The sequence below is a fragment of the Citrobacter sp. Cpo109 genome (genome assembly GCF_030332565.1).
GTDB classification, from domain to species: domain Bacteria; phylum Pseudomonadota; class Gammaproteobacteria; order Enterobacterales; family Enterobacteriaceae; genus Citrobacter; species Citrobacter portucalensis.
Genome location: NZ_JAOWHQ010000068.1, coordinates 83409 through 100432, shown reverse-complemented (window position 1 = coordinate 100432; position 17024 = coordinate 83409). Strand labels below are relative to the sequence as shown.

The 17024-nt window shown below is 54.7% G+C and carries 19 protein-coding genes; 10 read left to right on the top strand and 9 right to left on the bottom strand.

Going from position 1 to position 17024, the window contains the following annotated elements; all coding sequences use genetic code 11:
* Nucleotide 1: 1 nt before the first annotated feature.
* Nucleotides 2–817, bottom strand: coding sequence for an iron/manganese ABC transporter ATP-binding protein SitB (sitB, locus tag OGY71_RS17315; RefSeq protein ID WP_003825870.1), 816 nt, complete (start codon nt 815–817; stop codon nt 2–4).
* Nucleotides 814–1731, bottom strand: coding sequence for a metal ABC transporter substrate-binding protein (locus OGY71_RS17310; protein WP_125112827.1), 918 nt, complete (start codon nt 1729–1731; stop codon nt 814–816). The genes sitB and OGY71_RS17310 overlap by 4 nt, the downstream gene beginning before the upstream one ends.
* Nucleotides 1732–1918: 187 nt before the next feature.
* On the opposite strand from OGY71_RS17310, the gene OGY71_RS17305 reads away from it, so the two are divergent.
* Complete coding sequence (locus tag OGY71_RS17305; RefSeq protein WP_003825888.1) at nt 1919–2263, top strand: nitrous oxide-stimulated promoter family protein; 345 nt, start codon at nt 1919–1921, stop codon at nt 2261–2263.
* Nucleotides 2264–2385: 122 nt separating this feature from the next.
* On the opposite strand, the gene OGY71_RS17300 is transcribed toward OGY71_RS17305, so the two are convergent.
* The 7 genes from OGY71_RS17300 to hypA all read right to left on the bottom strand — a co-directional run bounded on the left by OGY71_RS17300 (nt 2386) and on the right by hypA (nt 8897).
* Nucleotides 2386–2814, bottom strand: a complete 429-nt coding sequence (locus OGY71_RS17300) for a TOBE domain-containing protein (RefSeq protein WP_003825890.1) — start codon at nt 2812–2814, stop codon at nt 2386–2388.
* A 44-nt stretch (nt 2815–2858) separates the two neighbouring features.
* Nucleotides 2859–4937 carry a formate hydrogenlyase transcriptional activator FlhA gene (flhA, locus tag OGY71_RS17295; RefSeq protein ID WP_003825895.1) on the bottom strand — a complete coding sequence of 693 codons (2079 nt, stop codon included), beginning with the start codon at nt 4935–4937 and terminating at the stop codon, nt 2859–2861.
* Between the two features lie 220 nt (nt 4938–5157).
* Nucleotides 5158–6168, bottom strand: a complete 1011-nt coding sequence (gene hypE / locus OGY71_RS17290; RefSeq protein WP_003825897.1) for a hydrogenase maturation carbamoyl dehydratase HypE — start codon at nt 6166–6168, stop codon at nt 5158–5160.
* The gene (hypD, locus tag OGY71_RS17285) at nt 6165–7286 is read right to left on the bottom strand and encodes a hydrogenase formation protein HypD (protein ID WP_003825899.1); all 1122 of its coding nucleotides are present in this window, start codon (nt 7284–7286) and stop codon (nt 6165–6167) included. Before hypD ends, hypE begins: the two co-directional genes overlap by 4 nt.
* Nucleotides 7287–7559 carry a hydrogenase 3 maturation protein HypC gene (gene hypC, locus OGY71_RS17280; protein ID WP_003037411.1) on the bottom strand — a complete coding sequence of 91 codons (273 nt, stop codon included), beginning with the start codon at nt 7557–7559 and terminating at the stop codon, nt 7287–7289.
* Nucleotides 7550–8422 carry a hydrogenase nickel incorporation protein HypB gene (hypB, locus tag OGY71_RS17275; protein ID WP_003037409.1) on the bottom strand — a complete coding sequence of 291 codons (873 nt, stop codon included), beginning with the start codon at nt 8420–8422 and terminating at the stop codon, nt 7550–7552. Before hypB ends, hypC begins: the two co-directional genes overlap by 10 nt.
* 103 nt (nt 8423–8525) lie before the next feature.
* Nucleotides 8526–8897 carry a hydrogenase maturation nickel metallochaperone HypA gene (gene hypA / locus OGY71_RS17270; protein ID WP_003825904.1) on the bottom strand — a complete coding sequence of 124 codons (372 nt, stop codon included), beginning with the start codon at nt 8895–8897 and terminating at the stop codon, nt 8526–8528.
* Nucleotides 8898–9095: 198 nt separating this feature from the next.
* Here hypA and hycA point away from each other — a divergent pair, with 198 nt between their 5' ends.
* The 9 genes from hycA (at nt 9096) to hycI (ending at nt 16974) form a co-directional block, all read left to right on the top strand.
* The gene (gene hycA, locus OGY71_RS17265) at nt 9096–9554 is read left to right on the top strand and encodes a formate hydrogenlyase regulator HycA (RefSeq protein ID WP_003825906.1); all 459 of its coding nucleotides are present in this window, start codon (nt 9096–9098) and stop codon (nt 9552–9554) included.
* Nucleotides 9555–9697: 143 nt separating this feature from the next.
* Nucleotides 9698–10309: a formate hydrogenlyase subunit HycB gene (gene hycB / locus OGY71_RS17260; protein ID WP_003825909.1), complete on the top strand. Its 612-nt coding sequence runs from the start codon at nt 9698–9700 to the stop codon at nt 10307–10309.
* Nucleotides 10306–12132: a formate hydrogenlyase subunit 3 gene (gene hycC, locus OGY71_RS17255; protein WP_284962420.1), complete on the top strand. Its 1827-nt coding sequence runs from the start codon at nt 10306–10308 to the stop codon at nt 12130–12132. The genes hycB and hycC overlap by 4 nt, the downstream gene beginning before the upstream one ends.
* 2 nt (nt 12133–12134) lie before the next feature.
* Nucleotides 12135–13058, top strand: coding sequence for a respiratory chain complex I subunit 1 family protein (locus OGY71_RS17250; RefSeq protein WP_003825914.1), 924 nt, complete (start codon nt 12135–12137; stop codon nt 13056–13058).
* Nucleotides 13059–13075: 17 nt separating this feature from the next.
* The gene (hycE, locus tag OGY71_RS17245) at nt 13076–14785 is read left to right on the top strand and encodes a formate hydrogenlyase subunit HycE (protein WP_286613490.1); all 1710 of its coding nucleotides are present in this window, start codon (nt 13076–13078) and stop codon (nt 14783–14785) included.
* A 9-nt stretch (nt 14786–14794) separates the two neighbouring features.
* A complete protein-coding gene (locus tag OGY71_RS17240) occupies nt 14795–15337 on the top strand; it encodes a formate hydrogenlyase complex iron-sulfur subunit (protein WP_003825918.1) in 543 nt (180 codons plus the stop codon).
* Nucleotides 15337–16104 carry a formate hydrogenlyase subunit HycG gene (gene hycG / locus OGY71_RS17235; RefSeq protein ID WP_003037388.1) on the top strand — a complete coding sequence of 256 codons (768 nt, stop codon included), beginning with the start codon at nt 15337–15339 and terminating at the stop codon, nt 16102–16104. The genes OGY71_RS17240 and hycG overlap by 1 nt, the downstream gene beginning before the upstream one ends.
* On the top strand, nt 16101–16511 hold the full coding sequence (locus OGY71_RS17230; RefSeq protein ID WP_003037385.1) for a formate hydrogenlyase maturation HycH family protein: 411 nt from the start codon (nt 16101–16103) through the stop codon (nt 16509–16511). Before hycG ends, OGY71_RS17230 begins: the two co-directional genes overlap by 4 nt.
* Entirely contained in the window at nt 16504–16974 is a 471-nt protein-coding gene (hycI, locus tag OGY71_RS17225) for a hydrogenase maturation peptidase HycI (RefSeq protein ID WP_149334875.1), read from the top strand. Before OGY71_RS17230 ends, hycI begins: the two co-directional genes overlap by 8 nt.
* The last annotated feature ends 50 nt before the right edge of the window (nt 16975–17024 follow it).

Sequence of the window (17024 nt, the reverse complement as noted above, 5' to 3'; positions counted from 1 at the left end):
GTTATTCCCCCTCGTTTGCCGTGCGTCGCGAAATAAACGGGCGTTCATCATCGGTAATCACGTGCTGTTCACCGCCGCTCAGCGCAACGTGACGCAGTACGCCGCTGAATGCCAGTTCAAGATTCTCGGGGGTAAAGGTGGTTTCGGTGGGGCCACTTGCCAGCACCGTGCCCTTAATCATCACCGTGTAATCACAAAACTCAGTGACGGATCCCAAATTATGGGTAGAGACCAGCATGGTTCGACCCTCATCACGCAGTTCACGCAGCAGGTCGATGATCCGGGCCTCGGTTTTTACATCCACACCGGTAAAGGGTTCATCCAGTAAAATAACCTGTCCGTCCTGTGCGATGGCCCTTGCCAGAAAAACACGCTTTTTCTGCCCACCGGACAGTTCACCTATCTGACGATGGCGATAATCCAGCATATCAACCCGCGCCAGCGCCGCATCTACGCAGGCGTGGTCAATTTGTTTTGGTCGACGCAGCCAGCCCATATGGCCAAAGCGTCCCATCATCACCACATCTTCCACCAGTACCGGAAACGACCAGTCCACCTCTTCTGACTGGGGGACATAGGCGATCAGATTCTGTTTGAGCGCCTTATTTACCGGCTGTTGCAGAATTGAGATTTCCCCCTGCGCCAGGCGGACAAAACCCATCAGCGCTTTAAAAAGCGTTGATTTTCCTGAACCGTTTACGCCGACCAGAGCGGCAATTGAGCCGCCCGGAACCTGAAAAGTGGCGTCCCGCAATGCGGTATGACCATTGCGATACGTCACCGTAACCTGATTTACGGTAATCGCAGAGTGACTCATGGTTGGCTCTCCAGACCCTTGTTGATGCCGTTAACAATGGTTTGCGTGGTGACGCGCAGTAAATCCAGATAGGTCGGTACCGGACCGTCGGCTGCACTGAGCGAATCGACATACAGCACGCCGCCGTAATGTGCGCCAGACTCACGGGCAACCTGACGCGCAGGTTTGTCGGACACGGTGCTTTCGCTAAATACCGTTGGGATATGATGTGCTCTGATGGCATCGATAACCTTGCGTACCTGCTTGGGCGTACCTTGCTGATCGGCATTGATCGGCCACAGATACAGCTCCTTGAGATTGTTATCACGAGCTAAATAAGAGAATGCGCCTTCGCTGGTGACCAGCCAGCGTTTATCAGCAGGGAGCTTTGCCAGCTCTGTATGCAGTGGCGCCAGAGTCTGCTGGATTTTCGCTTTATAATTCTGCGCATTATTCTGGTAGGTTGCGGCATTGTCCGGATCGTATTTGATCAGCGCATCACGAATGTTATCCACGTAGATAAGCGCGTTCTCCGCTGACATCCAGGCGTGCGGGTTTGGTTTACCGTTGTACGGCCCTTCGCTGATGCCCATTGGTTGCACGCCGTTTGAGACCATCACTTCCGGTACGCCGGACAAATTTTGGTAGAAGCGGGCAAACCATAGTTCGAGGTTAAGGCCGTTGGAGAGAATAAGCTGTGCGCCTTGCGCCCGTTTAATATCGCCTGGGGTTGGTTGATATTCGTGAATTTCAGCACCCGGTTTGGTGATAGAACTAACGTCCGCCGCGTCGCCTGCCACATTGCTTGCCATATCGGCAATCACCGTAAAGGTGGTTACCACTTTGAATTTTTCTTTCGCCCAGGCGGGTGACAGCGTCAGCGCTGTTAACACGCTGGCAAGGAGAAATGACTTCAGATGGGGCAGATGCGGCATAGTATCCCTCGCAACAAAATGGTTAATTTATCATCGAATATAGCCTTTGCTATGTTATATAGCACATGGCATAAATAAATGAAAATAATTCTTATTTGCGTAGGTTGCTAAGGATGTATCACCTTCAGGTAATAGTTCTGTGCTTAGTTAAGGTGTATTATTTATGCAACTTAATTGTGGAGGCATCATGTCCGGCAAACGCATTGCACGTGAAAAAATGACGATCCAGAGAATGATTTCGCTCTACGAGAGCCAGTGCCCGCAGGCTTCAGACGAGCCGGGGCATTACGATGCGTTATTTGCCTATGCGCAAAAGCGCCTCGACAAGTGCGTATTTGGTGAGGAAAAACCGGCCTGTAAACAGTGTCCAGTGCACTGTTATCAACCGGCTAAACGCGAAGAGATGAAGCAAATTATGCGTTGGGCTGGGCCGAGAATGCTCTGGCGTCACCCGATTCTGACCGTACGTCACCTGATTGATGACAAACGTCCAGTGCCGGAGTTACCCGAGAAGTACCAGCGGAAAAAATAAGGTCGCTGTGCGCCGGATGGCGGCTGCGCCTTATCTGGCCTACGAGAATAAGTGCATCTGCCGCGTAGGCCCGATGCGCATTGCGCCATCGGGCAACTTAGCCATGCGGTGATGAATGGCGATTACGCTTTGGTGGCAATCAGAATAGCTGAGGCTTTGATCAGCGCAACAACACGGCTTCCCTGACTCAGTTTCATCTCTTGCTGACTTTCGTTGGTGACGACGGCAACAATCTCGAAGCCTGCGTCAGTTTTGATATGTACCGTGGCGTTGACTGCGCCTTCTGTGACCTGGGAAACACTGCCAGCAAACTGGTTGCGCGCAGAGAACTTCAGACCACAGTCTTCAGTTGCCAGCGTCACCCATGGCGCTTTAATCAGAGCAATTGCTTCTTTCCCTTTCGCCAGACCCAGCGCCTGCTGGCTGCTATGGGTTACAATCGCGACCAGTTTTGCGCCGCCAGCCAGCGTCAGTTCAACTTCATCATTCACTGCGCCCGTAGCGACTGCGCTCACCGTTCCGGTTAATTGATTACGTGCTGATACCGCCATACTGCCTCCTTTCGTTGAGATATCACCCAGTATAGCCACACTAGCTAAACCAGTGCATCCTTATCAATACCCAATCTCTTCATGCGTGAGAGTAACGTTGTACGTTTCAGCCCCAGCCTTTGTGCCGCGCCTTTGGGACCGGCAACCACCCCGTTGGTTTCTTTCAGTACGCGCATAATCAACTGGTATTCATCTTCACCGTCCTGTGCAACTTCGGTTGCCACCGGAGGCGTAGACGGCGTCAAAGGGGCAATATCCGGAAGGGACAGTTGCAGTACGTTGCCTCGGGTAAGCAGAACCGCACGTTCCACCACGTTTTCCAGCTCACGCACGTTACCCGGCCATTCCATACAGCTCAGCGTGCGCAGAGCCTCGGCGGGAATACTGTCGATATTGCGTCCCATCCGACGAGCAATTTTAAAGGTGAAGGCTTTTACCAGCAGCGGAATATCTTCCGGGCGCTCACGCAGCGGCGGCAGATGGATCGGGAAGACGTTCAGTCGGTAATACAGATCGTTACGAAATTCGCGATCGGCAACCATCTTCTTCAGATCGCGGTTGGTCGCGGCGATCAAGCGCACGTCGGTCTGGATCAGCTTATTACTGCCCAGGCGTTCAAATTCCTGCTCTTGCAGAACCCGCAGTAGCTTAGGCTGAAGCTCCAGCGGCATATCGCCAACTTCATCGAGGAACAGCGAACTTTTATCTGCCAGCTCGAAACGACCAATCCGCTGCGTGCTGGCACCGGTAAACGCGCCACGCTCGTGACCAAACAGATCGCTTTCCAGTAATCCGGCAGGCATTGCCGCGCAGTTCATCTTCACCATCCGACGGGCGTTACGTCCGCTCAGGTTGTGAATGGCTCGTGCGATCAGCTCTTTACCCGTTCCGGTCTCACCCAGAATCAAGACGGTGCTGTCGCTTTGCGCCACCATTTCGACCTGCTTGAGTACGCTGTACATCGCTTCGCTGCGACCAATGATTTCGCCGAACTCACTCTCTACGTTGTTGAGTTGTTCAGTCAACGCCAGGTTTTCATCGACCAGACGTTCCTTTAGGCGGTGGATCTCCTGATAGGCGAGGGCGTTATCCACGGCAATTGCCACACGCTCAGCAATCTGGCGCAATAGCTTGAGGTTGGCGGTAGTGAAAACTTTCTCTTCGCACTGTGCCAGTTTGAGTACGCCGAGCATAGTATTGCCGGACATCAGCGGTAGCAGACACAGGGTTTGTAGCTGGTTGCCCCAGGTTTCGAACAGCATCCGTTCGTAAGGGGCAAGGATGTCACGTTCGCTCAGGTTAATCAGCAGCATCTCTTTGCTTTTGAAGACCCGTTCAGAGAGCGTTCCCGCTTCGTCCACTTCACTCTGTTCGTGTGCCGGATGATGTTCATCCAGATAGTGGGTGGAATAGATACTGAGTTTATTTTTGCGATCGCTGCGTAACACGATGCTGATGGCATCGATGTCGAAGTAGTGGTGGATCTCTTTGGCGACTTCGCTGACCAGCTCATCAATATCCAGTCGGGAGAGCACGGCATTGGTGATGGCGACCAGGATGCGAAAGTTGTCACGCTCACGACACAGCAGATCGTAATCGACGTTGTTGCTGACTCTGCTTTGAATTTGTTCAGCAACGACGCCGACTATCTGAGTGAAGGTCTGTAGACGGTTATATTCTTTTTCACTCCACGGACTGTCTTCGTTACGGATGAATTCGCAACCGCCAAAGATGCGCCCATCTGCCGCCAGCGGCAGCAGGCAGTAGTGGCCAAATTCAGAATACAGTCCACCTGAAGCCAATTGTGGCCATGTTTCCGTAAACTCATGATAGTTGCAGTGCAACGCATCAGGGCGAGACAAAATACGGCGTACCGGACCATGTGCCAGCACCGTTTCGTCTTCATAATCGATGGGTTTACCATTTTCACGCGTTGCAAAATAACGCGCACGTTGCGTTTGTGCCTGCCATAAGACAATAGCCGCGCAGTCGGCCAGCGCTGAACGCTTGACCAGCTGCGAAAGCGCCTCGCTAAGAGACGGGAGATCGGGCTGCTGTAATAATGTACGAGTAATATCGAACAGGCCTTGCTGTCCGAGGTCACTCATCGGTGTATACGACATATTGCTTTTCCAGGGAAAGCACCGCAGAACGGTGCGAAAACGGTAAATGAATTATAGGTATAAGTCGTAAATTATTGCCGGATGGCCTGCCACTGAACTGGCCTGGATATACAATCCGTTGGCCCGATCAGCAAAGCGGTATCAGGCATAATGCAGCATTAACGCCGGATGTTGACGCTAATGCGTCTTATCCGGCCTACAGCATGCTGCCAACCGGCTGCTAGCATATACGAGGTAATGGTTCGGCGTGTGGTAAATCGAGGGTTCGTTTCACGCCGTAGAGTCCGGCAAGACGAACACCTTTGCGTTCGACCACTTCACCAATCATTGCAGCATCGCACCCTAACGGATGCGCGCGCAGCGCGGCAAGTACGGTTTCAGCGGCCTGGCGTTCAACGGCAATCACTAGTTTGCCTTCGTTAGCAAAGTTGAGCGCATCCAGACCCAGCAGCTCGCAAACGCCACGCACCGCAGGCTTCACGGGCAGGGCAGCTTCAGACAGCTCAATACCAAATCCGCATGCAGCGGCAAATTCATGCGTGACCGCATTCACGCCGCCACGGGTGGCGTCACGTAGCGCCTTCACGCCAGGAATATCACGCAGCGTCTGGATAAGCGGCGTTAATACCGCGCAATCGCTGACCAGTTCGCCATCCAGACCTAGCTGTTCACGTAGGTTAAGGATAGTTGCGCCGTGATCGCCAAGAGAGCCACTTACCAGCAGCACATCACCCACGCTGAGAGTCTGTGCACCCCAGTGAATGTTGGCGGGAATTGCCCCCATTCCGGCAGTGTTAATGAACAGCTTGTCTGCTGCACCACGCTGCACGACTTTGGTATCGCCAGTCACGATGGCGATACCTGCTTCGCGCGCGGTTGCTGCCATGCTGTTAACAACGGTTTTTAGTGTCTCCATCGGCAGGCCCTCTTCGAGGATAAAACCGCAGGAAAGGTAGCGTGGAATAGCTCCGCTGACCGCCACGTCGTTAGCCGTACCGCAGATGGCCAGCTTGCCGATATTGCCGCCGGGGAAGAACAATGGATCGATAACGTAGCTGTCAGTTGAAAACGCCAGACGGTCGCCTTCTGCCACCAGTTGTGCCAGTTCCAGACGCGCTTGATCTTCTTGTTCCGCCAGCCACGGATTCGCGAAAGCCTCCATAAACAGACTGTTGATCAACTGCTGCATAGCCTGACCGCCGCTACCGTGGGCGAGTTGTACGCTGTTCATGCTTCACACTCCTGCTGACGATACTGATACCAGGCGGCACATGCGCCTTCTGAGGAGACCATCAGGGCGCCAAACGCGGTCTCCGGGTTACACGTTTTGCCAAATAACGGGCACTGATGTGGTTTACATCTGCCCGTCAGCACTTCCCCACAACGCGCGCGCGGATCGTCATACACCTGCTGCGGCGCTGGCTGGAAATGTGCTTCGGCATCAAAGCGCTGATAGTCCGGCGTCAGGTGAACGCCAGAGGATTCGATAACGCCCAGACCGCGCCATTCGCTGTCACCATTGACGCAGAACACCTCGGCAATGGCCTGTTGCGCTAACGCGTTACCGGCATCCGGTACCACGCGGCGGTACTGGTTTTCTACCTGGCTTTGGGCTGCAATTTTCTGCTCAATTAACATCACTACGCCTTGCAGGAGATCAAGCGGTTCGAAACCGGCGACCACCAGCGGGCGATGGAAATCTGAAGCAATGAAGTTGTAGGCGTCGGTGCCAATCACCATGCTGACGTGGCCCGGTGCTAAAAAGGCGTCGATACCGTTGTCCGGCTGTTCCAGCAGGCTACGCAGCGTAGGGATAAGCGTGATGTGCTGGCAGAAAAAGTAAAAGTTCTGCACGTCACGCTGCTTTGCCTGTTGCAGGGTGATAGCGGTCGTTGGCATTGTGGTTTCAAAACCCAGGCCAAAGAACACCACTTTACGCGTTGGGTTTTCCTGCGCCAGCTTCAGTGCATCCATCGGTGAATAGACAATACGGATATCCGCACCGCGCGCCTTGGCTTGCAGCAGAGAGCCTTGCTTACCCGGGACGCGCATAGCGTCGCCAAAGGTGCAGAAAATCACTTCTGGATGGCTGGCAATTTCTACACAGCTGTCGATTCTGCCCATTGGCAGAACGCAAACCGGGCAACCCGGACCATGAATAAACTCCACGTTTTCCGGTAACAACTGGTCGAGCCCGAATTTGAAGATAGCGTGGGTATGACCACCACAAACTTCCATGATTCGCAGCGGGCGTTCAGCCGTGTAGGAGAGGTGGGCGGCACGTTCACACAGGTGCTCTATCAACTGCATCACCTGCTCTGGTGCGCGGTATTCGTCAACAAAACGCATTTATTTTTCCTCGCCGTACAGCAACGCGCCGACATCCGGCTCAACGTCAAACATGTTTTGCAGCGCGTCGAGCGTATCGCGCGCTTCAGCTTCATTAATGATGCTCATGGCAAAACCGACGTGGACCAGTACCCACTGGCCGAGGCGCGGTTGGCCATGTTCATCACAGCTACCGACCAGCGTCAGGTCAACGTCGCGCTGAATACCGCAAACGTCGACTTTGGCCTGGTTGCCATCAATGGTGCGGATTTGACCCGGAACACCTATGCACATCGCTGCGTCTCCAGCCAGGAGAGCCATTGATCCATCCCTTCACCACTGGTGGCGGAAATTAGGATAATCTCAATCCCCGGGTTCACTTCCCGGGCGCTGGCGATGCATTTTTCAACGTCAAAATTGAGGTACGGCAGTAGATCCACTTTGTTGAGCAGCATCAGCGATGCGGCGGCAAACATATGCGGGTATTTCAGCGGTTTGTCTTCACCTTCGGTTACTGAAAGCACGGCCACTTTATGGCGCTCGCCGAGGTCAAAGCTGGCCGGGCAGACCAGGTTGCCGACGTTTTCAATGAACAGAATACCGTTATCGTCAAGCGGCAAACGCGGCGCGGCGTCAGCAATCATTTGTGCGTCAAGGTGGCAACCTTTACCGGTGTTGACCTGAATGGCGGGTGTGCCAGTGGCGCGAATACGGGCGGCATCGTTCACCGTCTGCTGGTCACCTTCAATAACGGCGCACGGCACGCTATCTTTCAGCTTCATCAGCGTTTCGGTCAGCAGGGTGGTTTTACCAGAGCCCGGGCTTGAAACAAGGTTCAGCACCAGATGCTGACGGGCCGCAAAGCGGGCACGGTTGCGCTCGGCGAGGCGGTTGTTTTTGTCCAGTACGTCAATTTCCACTTCCAGCATACGGCGTTGACTCATACCTGGTGCGTGGGTTCCTGCCTCACCGTGACCGTAGTGCAAATCGCCTTCTTCGGTCTGGCTCGGTGTGAAATTTGAGGTCTTCACACCGGTAATATTCAGCGCCGGACGAGCCGCTGGGGCAAATGGCGCGCTGCGAAACGCCGAGTGGGGATTATGCTCATCACCCTCTATATATAGGTTGCCTTCAGCGCAACCACATGTCGTACACATCGCTCACTCCTGATCTTTTTACTTGCGATACATCTGTTGCCGGATGGCTGCGTTGCCTTATCCGGCCTACAAACGAGCTCTTTCTGTAGGCTGGATAAGACGCTTAAGCGTCGCCATCCGGCGCTGGAGTTTCATCTATTTCAATACGTCGAATCTGTAAGCCGTCATCGGCCACAATTCTCAGCATATCGCTGTTGCATTGCGGACATCGGCGCACGCGTTGCGTCAGTAACGTGACGTATTGCTGACAAGATTCGCACCAACATTCGGCTTCTTGTTCTTCGAGGTGGAGTTTACAACCTTCTGCAAGGGTCCCGCGGCATACCAGATCAAAACAAAAGGAGAGAGCGCTGGTTTCTACGCAAGAAAATGCGCCAATTTTGAGCCAGACCCCAGTTACTCGCTGAGCACCGTGTTGCGTGGCCTGTTGTTCAATCAATTCCAGTGCCCGTTGGCAGAGGGTTATTTCGTGCATACCGCCTCCTGTGAAGTTGCCGTGTTAAAAGCAATAAGCATGCCAGGTTGAATTTTTTCATTTGTGACAATGACGACGATGACGAAATGACATGTCGTCACCCGCCTTTGATTTTTTATCTATATGAAAATTAAGTGATTTAATTTTGGCATGAAATGTGCTTAAGGCTGTTCATCTCTGCTAAACGGGTAACCTGACATGACTATTTGGGAAATAAGCGAAAAAGCCGATTACATCGCTGAACGGCATCGTCGCCTACAGGACCAGTGGCGTATTTACTGCAACTCGCTGGTTCAGGGGATCACCCTGTCAAAAGCGCGTTTGCATCATGCGATGAGCTGCGCGCCGGACAAGGATCTCTGCTTCGTCCTTTTTGAACACTTCACTATCTACGTCACGCTGGCGGACGGCTTTAACAGCCATACCATCGAATACTACGTCGAAACGAAAGACGGTGATGATAAACAGCTGATTGCACAGGCAGAATTGACTATCGACGGTAAGGTCGATGAGCGTATTAGCAACCGCGATCGCGAGCAGGTGCTGGATCACTATCTCGAAAAAATCGCCACCGTCTACGACAGCCTGTACACCGCGGTTGAGAACAATATGCCGGTGAATTTAAGCCAGCTGGTTGAGGGACATAGCCCGGCTTAAGCCTCGGGTGCTGCCCACTTTGTCATGGTGCGGTCTACATACTGCATCACGACGTTTTAGGGAATGGGCATGTCGAAAAATGTCGAAATGACATTTGGTAGACATGTTTTCGTCAAAAATGACTATCACCTGAGGAATGCCTGGTGAATCGTTTTGTAATTGCTGACTCCACTCTTTGTATTGGCTGCCACACCTGTGAAGCCGCCTGCTCAGAGACACATCGCCAGCATGGCCTGCAGTCAATGCCGCGCCTGAAAGTGATGTTAAATGAAAAAGAATCCGCGCCGCAGCTTTGCCACCAGTGTGAAGATGCGCCTTGCGCCACCGTGTGTCCGGTTAATGCCATTAACCGCGTTGATGGCGCCGTACAGCTGAACGAAAGCTTGTGCGTAAGCTGCAAACTGTGCGGGATCGCTTGTCCGTTTGGCGCGATAGAGTTTTCCGGTAGCCGTCCGCTACATATTCCGGCAAACGCCAATACGCCAAAAGCGCCTCCGGCTCCGCCAGCGCCTGCTCGCGTGAGTTCGCTGTTGGACTGGGTTCCCGGCGTTCGTGCCATCGCGGTGAAATGCGATCTGTGTAGTTTTGACGAGCAAGGTCCTGCCTGCGTGCGCATGTGTCCGACCAAAGCCCTGCATCTGGTGAGCAACATGGATATCGCCCGCGCCAGCAAACGTAAGCGTGAGCTGACTTTCAATACCGATTTCGGCGATCTCACCTTGTTTCAGCAGGCTCAGAGTGGGGATGCAAAATGAGCGCAATTTCACTGATTAACAGCGGCGTAGCCTGGTTTACAGCGGCTGCGGTTCTGGCATTTCTGTTTTCATTTCATAAATCGCTGAGCGGCTGGATTGCTGGAGTTGGCGGTGCGGTCGGCAGCCTGTTTACGGCAGCCGCGGGTTTTAACGTTCTGACTAATGCGCTGGCGGTGAGCGGCGTGATGCCGTTTATTGGTCACAGTCTGCAAATTACTCCGCTGAATGCTATCTGGCTGATTACGCTGGGCCTGTGCGGTCTGTTTGTCAGCCTGTACAACATTGACTGGCATCGCCATCCGCAGGTGAAAGCTAACGGCCTGCTGGTGAATCTGCTGATGGCCGCGGCGGTATGTGCGGTGGTTGCCAGCAACCTCGGTACGCTGGTGGTGATGGCGGAAATCATGGCGCTGTGTGCCGTGTTCCTTACCGGATGCAGTAAAGAAGGCAAACTGTGGTTTGCACTGGGGCGTATTGGTACGCTACTGCTGGCGGTCGCCTGCTACCTGGTGTGGCAACGTTACGGCACTCTGGAGCTGCGTCTTCTTGACCTGCGCACCCAGGAGCTGCCGCTCGGGTCTGACATCTGGCTGCTGGGCGTGGCAGGTTTTGGCCTGCTGGCCGGCATTATTCCGCTGCACGGTTGGGTGCCACAGGCACACGCCAATGCCAGCGCACCGGCTGCGGCGCTGTTCTCTACCGTCGTCATGAAGGTTGGTCTGCTGGGTATTCTCTCCCTGTCGTTGCTGGGCGGTAACGCGCCGCTGTGGTGGGGGATTACGCTGCTGGTGCTGGGCATGATCACCGCGTTTGTTGGCGGTCTGTATGCGCTGATGGAGCACAACATCCAGCGTCTGCTGGCGTACCACACGCTGGAAAACATCGGCATTATTCTGCTGGGTCTGGGCGCTGGCGTGACCGGAATTTCCCTGAATCAACCGGCGCTGATTGCGCTGGGTTTGACCGGCGGTCTGTATCATCTGGTTAACCACAGCCTGTTCAAAAGCGTTCTGTTCCTGGGTGCAGGCAGCATCTGGTTCCGTACCGGTCATCGTGATATCGAAAAACTGGGCGGTATCGGTAAACGTATGCCGGTTATCTCGCTGGCGATGCTGGTTGGTCTGATGGCGATGGCCGCGCTGCCGCCGCTGAACGGTTTTGCCGGTGAGTGGGTTATCTACCAATCCTTCTTTAAGCTCGGCAATAGCGGCGCATTTGTCGGTAGCCTGTTAGGACCGTTGCTGGCGGTAGGGCTGGCAATTACCGGCGCGCTGGCGGTGATGTGTATGGCGAAAGTCTATGGCGTTACGTTCCTTGGCGCACCGCGCACGAAGGAAGCTGAAAATGCCTGCTGCGCGCCAATCCTGATGGGGGTGAGCGTCGTCGCGCTGGCTATCTGCTGCGTGATTGGCGGCGTTGCGGCACCGTGGCTGTTGCCGATGATCTCCTCTGCCGTTCCGCTGCCGTTGGAAACCGCGAACACCACCGTTTCTCAGCCAATGATCACGCTGCTGCTGATCGCGTGTCCGCTGCTGCCGTTCATCATCATGGCCATTTTCAAAGGCAACCGTCTGCCGTCGCGTTCACGCGGTGCGGCGTGGGTGTGTGGTTACGATCACGAGCAGTCAATGGTGATTACCGCGCACGGTTTTGCCATGCCGGTGAAAGAAGCCTTTGCCCCGGTACTCAAACTGCGTAAATGGCTGAACCCGGTATCACTGGTTCCGGGCTGGCAGAATGCGGCTGCACCGGTGCTGTTCCGTCGCCTGGCGCTGATTGAGCTGGCGGTGCTGGTGGTGATTGTGGTTTCACGAGGAGCCTGAGAATGAGTGTTTTATATCCGTTAATTCAGGCGCTGGTGCTGTTTGCCGTTGCGCCGCTGCTGTCCGGTGTTACCCGCGTGGCGCGTGCGCGTTTGCACAATCGCCGCGGTCCGGGCGTTTTGCAGGAATACCGCGACATTATCAAACTGCTGGGTCGTCAGAGCATTGCGCCTGCGGATTCCAGCTGGGTTTTCCGCCTGACGCCGTTTGTGATGGTGGGCGTGATGCTGACTATCGCCACTGCGTTGCCGGTAGTGACCGTTGGCTCGCCGCTGCCACAACTGGGCGATCTGATCACCTTAATTTACCTGTTCGCCATCGCCCGTTTCTTCTTCTCTATCGCGGGACTGGATACCGGTAGCCCGTTTACCGCCATTGGCGCCAGCCGTGAAGCGATGCTCGGCGTGCTGGTTGAACCTATTTTGCTGCTGGGACTGTGGGTAGCGGCACAGGTTGCGGGTTCAACCCATATCAGCAATATCGCCGATACCATTTACCACTGGCCTGCTGCGCGCAGCATCCCGCTGATTCTGGCACTGTGCGCCTGTGCTTTCGCCACCTTTATCGAAATGGGCAAACTGCCGTTCGATCTGGCGGAAGCAGAGCAGGAGTTGCAGGAAGGTCCATTGACTGAATACAGCGGCAGCGGTTTTGCCGTGCTGAAATGGGGCATTAGCCTCAAACAGCTGGTCGTTCTGCAAATGTTCGTTGGCGTGTTCCTGCCGTGGGGACAGATGGAAACCTTCACCGCCGGTGGGCTGCTGCTGGCGCTGGTGATTGCCGTCGTCAAGCTGGTCCTCGGCGTGCTGGTCATCGCCCTGTTCGAAAACAGCATGGCGCGTCTGCGTTTTTGCGCCACTTCACGCGTGACCTGGGCCGGTTTTGGGTTTGCGTTTTTAGCGTTCGTCTCCTTGCTGGTGGCGTGATTTAAGAGAGTTTGAGCATGTCTGAAGAAAAATTAGGTCAACAATATCTCGCTGCGCTGCACCAGGCCTTTCCGGGCGTGGTGCTGGATGAAGCCTGGCAGACCAAAGATCAGCTGACGATCACCGTCAAGGTGAACTACCTGCCGGAAGTGGTTGAGTTCCTGTACTACAAACAGGGCGGCTGGTTATCCGTGCTGTTTGGTAACGACGAACGTCAGCTGTGCGGTCATTACGCCGTTTATTACGTGATGTCGATGGAGCAAGGCACCAAGTGCTGGATAACCGTCCGCGTTGAAGTCGATGCCAATAAACTGGAGTTCCCGTCCGTCACGCCGCGCGTTCCAGCAGCGGTCTGGGGCGAGCGTGAAGTGCGCGACATGTACGGTTTGATCCCGGTTGGTTTACCGGATGAGCGCCGTCTGGTGTTACCGGATGACTGGCCGGATGAACTCTATCCGCTGCGTAAAGACAGTATGGATTATCGTCAGCGCCCGGCGCCGACTACCGATGCTGAAACTTACGAGTTCATCAACGAACTGGGCGACAAGAAAAACAACGTGGTGCCGATTGGTCCGTTGCACGTCACCTCCGATGAACCCGGTCACTTCCGCCTGTTCGTTGACGGCGAGAACATTATCGACGCCGATTACCGTCTGTTCTATGTCCACCGCGGCATGGAGAAACTGGCGGAAACCCGTATGGGTTATAACGAAGTGACGTTCCTGTCGGATCGCGTGTGCGGCATCTGCGGCTTTGCGCATAGCACCGCTTATACCACCTCCGTTGAGAATGCGATGGGCATCGTGGTGCCGGAACGTGCGCAGATGATACGCGCTATTCTGCTGGAAGTTGAGCGTCTGCACTCGCACCTGCTCAACCTCGGCCTGGCCTGTCACTTCACCGGTTTTGACTCCGGCTTTATGCAGTTCTTCCGCGTGCGTGAAATGTCGATGAAGATGGCGGAGATCCTCACTGGGGCACGTAAAACCTACGGTTTGAACCTGATCGGCGGTATTCGTCGTGACCTGCTGAAAGAAGATATGATCCAGACCCGTCAACTGGCGCAGCAGATGCGTCGTGACGTGCAGGAACTGGTCGATATGCTGCTCAGCACGCCGAACATGGAACAGCGTACGGTTGGTATTGGTCGTCTGGATCCGGAAATTGCCCGTGACTTCAGTAACGTCGGCCCGATGGTTCGCGCCAGCGGCCACGCACGTGACACCCGCGCCGATCACCCGTTTGTCGGTTATGGTCTGCTGCCGATGGAAGTTCACAGCGAGCAGGGCTGCGACGTTATTTCTCGCCTGAAAGTCCGTATCAATGAAGTCTACACCGCGCTGAATATGATCGACTTTGGTCTGGATAACCTGCCGGGCGGCCCGCTGATGGTGGAAGGCTTTACCTATATTCCTCACCGTTTCGCACTGGGCTTTGCTGAAGCGCCGCGTGGAGATGACATCCACTGGAGCATGACCGGCGACAACCAGAAACTGTATCGCTGGCGCTGCCGTGCGGCGACTTACGCCAACTGGCCGACGCTGCGCTACATGCTGCGTGGCAATACCGTTTCCGATGCCCCGCTGATTATCGGTAGCCTCGATCCTTGCTACTCCTGTACTGACCGTATGACTGTGGTCGATGTGCGTAAGAAGAAGAGCAAAGTCGTGCCGTACAAAGAACTTGAGCGCTACAGCATCGAGCGTAAAAACTCGCCGCTGAAATAAGGAATCGCCATGTTTACCTTTATCAAAAAAGTCATCAAAACCGGGGCGCCGACGTCGTCGTATCCGCTGGAGCCGATTGCGGTCGATAAAAACTTCCGTGGCAAACCGGAACATAATCCGCAGCAGTGCATCGGCTGTGCGGCCTGTGTGAATGCGTGCCCGTCGAACGCGCTGACGGTAGAAACCGATCTGGTCACCAATGAGCTGGCGTGGCAGTTCAACCTTGGGCGCTGCATTTTCTGCGCCCGCTGCGAAGAAGTCTGCCCGACAGCGGCAATCAAGCTGTCGCAGGAGTATGAGCTGGCGGTGTGGAAGAAAGATGATTTCCTGCAGCAGTCTCGTTTTGGGCTGTGCAATTGCCGCGTATGTAACCGTCCGTTTGCGGTGCAAAAAGAGATTGATTACGCCATTGCGCTGCTTAAGCACAACGGTGATACCCGCGCGGAAAACCACCGTGAAAGCTTTGAGACCTGCCCGGACTGTAAGCGCCAGAAATGCCTGGTGCCGTCTGACCGTATTGAACTGACTCGCCATATGAAAGAGGCCAGCTGATGAGCAATTTATTAGGCCCACGTGACGCCAACGGTATTCCGGTACCGATGACGGTGGATGAATCCATTGCCAGCATGAAAGCATCGCTGCTGAAAAGCATTAAGCGTTCAGCGTATGTTTACCGCGTGGACTGCGGCGGCTGCAACGGTTGCGAAATCGAAATCTTTGCCACGCTTTCTCCGCTGTTTGATGCCGAACGTTTTGGCATCAAAGTCGTACCGTCACCGCGCCATGCGGATATTCTGCTGTTTACCGGCGCGGTAACTCGTGCCATGCGCTCTCCGGCGCTGCGTGCCTGGCAGTCTGCGCCAGATCCGAAAATTTGTATCTCTTACGGTGCCTGCGGTAACAGCGGCGGTATCTTCCACGACTTATACTGCGTATGGGGCGGCACGGACAAAATCGTACCGGTGGACGTGTATATTCCTGGCTGTCCGCCGACGCCTGCGGCAACGCTGTACGGTTTTGCCATGGCGCTGGGTCTGCTGGAGCAAAAAATTCACGCGCGTGCGCCGGGTGAACTGGACGAACAGCCGGCGGAAATTCTGCATCCGGACATGGTTCAGCCGCTGCGCGTGAAAGTGGATCGCGAGGCTCGCCGTCTGGCGGGATACCGCTATGGTCGCCAGATTGCTGATGACTATATGACGCAGTTAGGGCAGGGCGAGCATCAGGTGGCGCGCTGGCTGGAAGCGGAAAACGATCCGCGTCTGACCGAGATCGTCACGCATCTTAATCATGTTGTCGAAGAGGCGCGTATCCGATGAGTGAAACGGTGGTGTTCAGTCAACTGAGCCGTAAGTTTATTGATGAGAACGATGCGACGCCCGCTGAGGCGCAGCAGGTTGTCTATTACAGCCTGGCGATTGGTCACCACCTTGGGATCATCGATTGCCTGGAAGCGGCGTTAACTTGTCCATGGGACGAATATCTGGCATGGATTGCTACCCTTGCTGAGGGAAGCGAAGCCCGCCGGAAAATGGAAGGCGTGCCAAAATACGGCGAGATCGTTATCGATTTCAACCATGTGCAAATGCTGGCGCGCGCGTTCGATGATGCGCGTGCCGTGCAGACCCCGCAGCAGCAGGAGTGGAGCAAGCTGATGCTTAGCATGCTGCACGACATACACCAGGAAAGCGCCATCTATCTGATGGTGAGGAGACACCGTGACTGACGTTTTATTATGTGTGGGTAACAGCATGATGGGCGATGACGGCGCGGGCCCGCTGCTGGCTGAAATGTGTGCTGCAAATCCTCAAGGCAACTGGGTTGTCATCGACGGCGGTAGCGCGCCGGAGAACGATATTGTCGCCATCCGCGAGCTGCGCCCGCAACGTTTGTTGATTGTTGATGCCACCGATATGGGGCTGAACCCAGGCGAAATCCGCATTATCGATCCCGATGATATTGCCGAGATGTTCATGATGACCACCCACAACATGCCGCTGAACTACCTGGTAGATCAGCTGAAAGACGATGTTGGTGAGGTAATTTTCCTCGGCATTCAACCGGACATCGTCGGTTTTTACTACCCGATGACACATCCGATCAAAGATGCGGTTGATACCGTCTATCAGCGATTAGCCGGTTGGGAAGGACACGGTGGATTCTCCGAGCTGGAAGCGCCAGAAGAGTAAACCGTATCAGTGCCGGATGTGAACGACATCCGGCCTGTTTTCCCAGTGTA

What these genes read in the sequence shown, in the direction of transcription:
- sitB (WP_003825870.1), bottom strand. Translation starts at nt 817, where the DNA reads ATGAGTCACTCTGCGATTACCGTAAATCAGGTTACGGTGACGTATCGC.
- OGY71_RS17310 (WP_125112827.1), bottom strand. Translation starts at nt 1,731, where the DNA reads ATGCCGCATCTGCCCCATCTGAAGTCATTTCTCCTTGCCAGCGTGTTA.
- OGY71_RS17305 (WP_003825888.1), top strand. Translation starts at nt 1,919, where the DNA reads ATGTCCGGCAAACGCATTGCACGTGAAAAAATGACGATCCAGAGAATG.
- OGY71_RS17300 (WP_003825890.1), bottom strand. Translation starts at nt 2,814, where the DNA reads ATGGCGGTATCAGCACGTAATCAATTAACCGGAACGGTGAGCGCAGTC.
- flhA (WP_003825895.1), bottom strand. Translation starts at nt 4,937, where the DNA reads ATGTCGTATACACCGATGAGTGACCTCGGACAGCAAGGCCTGTTCGAT.
- hypE (WP_003825897.1), bottom strand. Translation starts at nt 6,168, where the DNA reads ATGAACAGCGTACAACTCGCCCACGGTAGCGGCGGTCAGGCTATGCAG.
- hypD (WP_003825899.1), bottom strand. Translation starts at nt 7,286, where the DNA reads ATGCGTTTTGTTGACGAATACCGCGCACCAGAGCAGGTGATGCAGTTG.
- hypC (WP_003037411.1), bottom strand. Translation starts at nt 7,559, where the DNA reads ATGTGCATAGGTGTTCCGGGTCAAATCCGCACCATTGATGGCAACCAG.
- hypB (WP_003037409.1), bottom strand. Translation starts at nt 8,422, where the DNA reads ATGTGTACGACATGTGGTTGCGCTGAAGGCAACCTATATATAGAGGGT.
- hypA (WP_003825904.1), bottom strand. Translation starts at nt 8,897, where the DNA reads ATGCACGAAATAACCCTCTGCCAACGGGCACTGGAATTGATTGAACAA.
- hycA (WP_003825906.1), top strand. Translation starts at nt 9,096, where the DNA reads ATGACTATTTGGGAAATAAGCGAAAAAGCCGATTACATCGCTGAACGG.
- hycC (WP_284962420.1), top strand. Translation starts at nt 10,306, where the DNA reads ATGAGCGCAATTTCACTGATTAACAGCGGCGTAGCCTGGTTTACAGCG.
- OGY71_RS17250 (WP_003825914.1), top strand. Translation starts at nt 12,135, where the DNA reads ATGAGTGTTTTATATCCGTTAATTCAGGCGCTGGTGCTGTTTGCCGTT.
- hycE (WP_286613490.1), top strand. Translation starts at nt 13,076, where the DNA reads ATGTCTGAAGAAAAATTAGGTCAACAATATCTCGCTGCGCTGCACCAG.
- OGY71_RS17240 (WP_003825918.1), top strand. Translation starts at nt 14,795, where the DNA reads ATGTTTACCTTTATCAAAAAAGTCATCAAAACCGGGGCGCCGACGTCG.
- hycG (WP_003037388.1), top strand. Translation starts at nt 15,337, where the DNA reads ATGAGCAATTTATTAGGCCCACGTGACGCCAACGGTATTCCGGTACCG.
- OGY71_RS17230 (WP_003037385.1), top strand. Translation starts at nt 16,101, where the DNA reads ATGAGTGAAACGGTGGTGTTCAGTCAACTGAGCCGTAAGTTTATTGAT.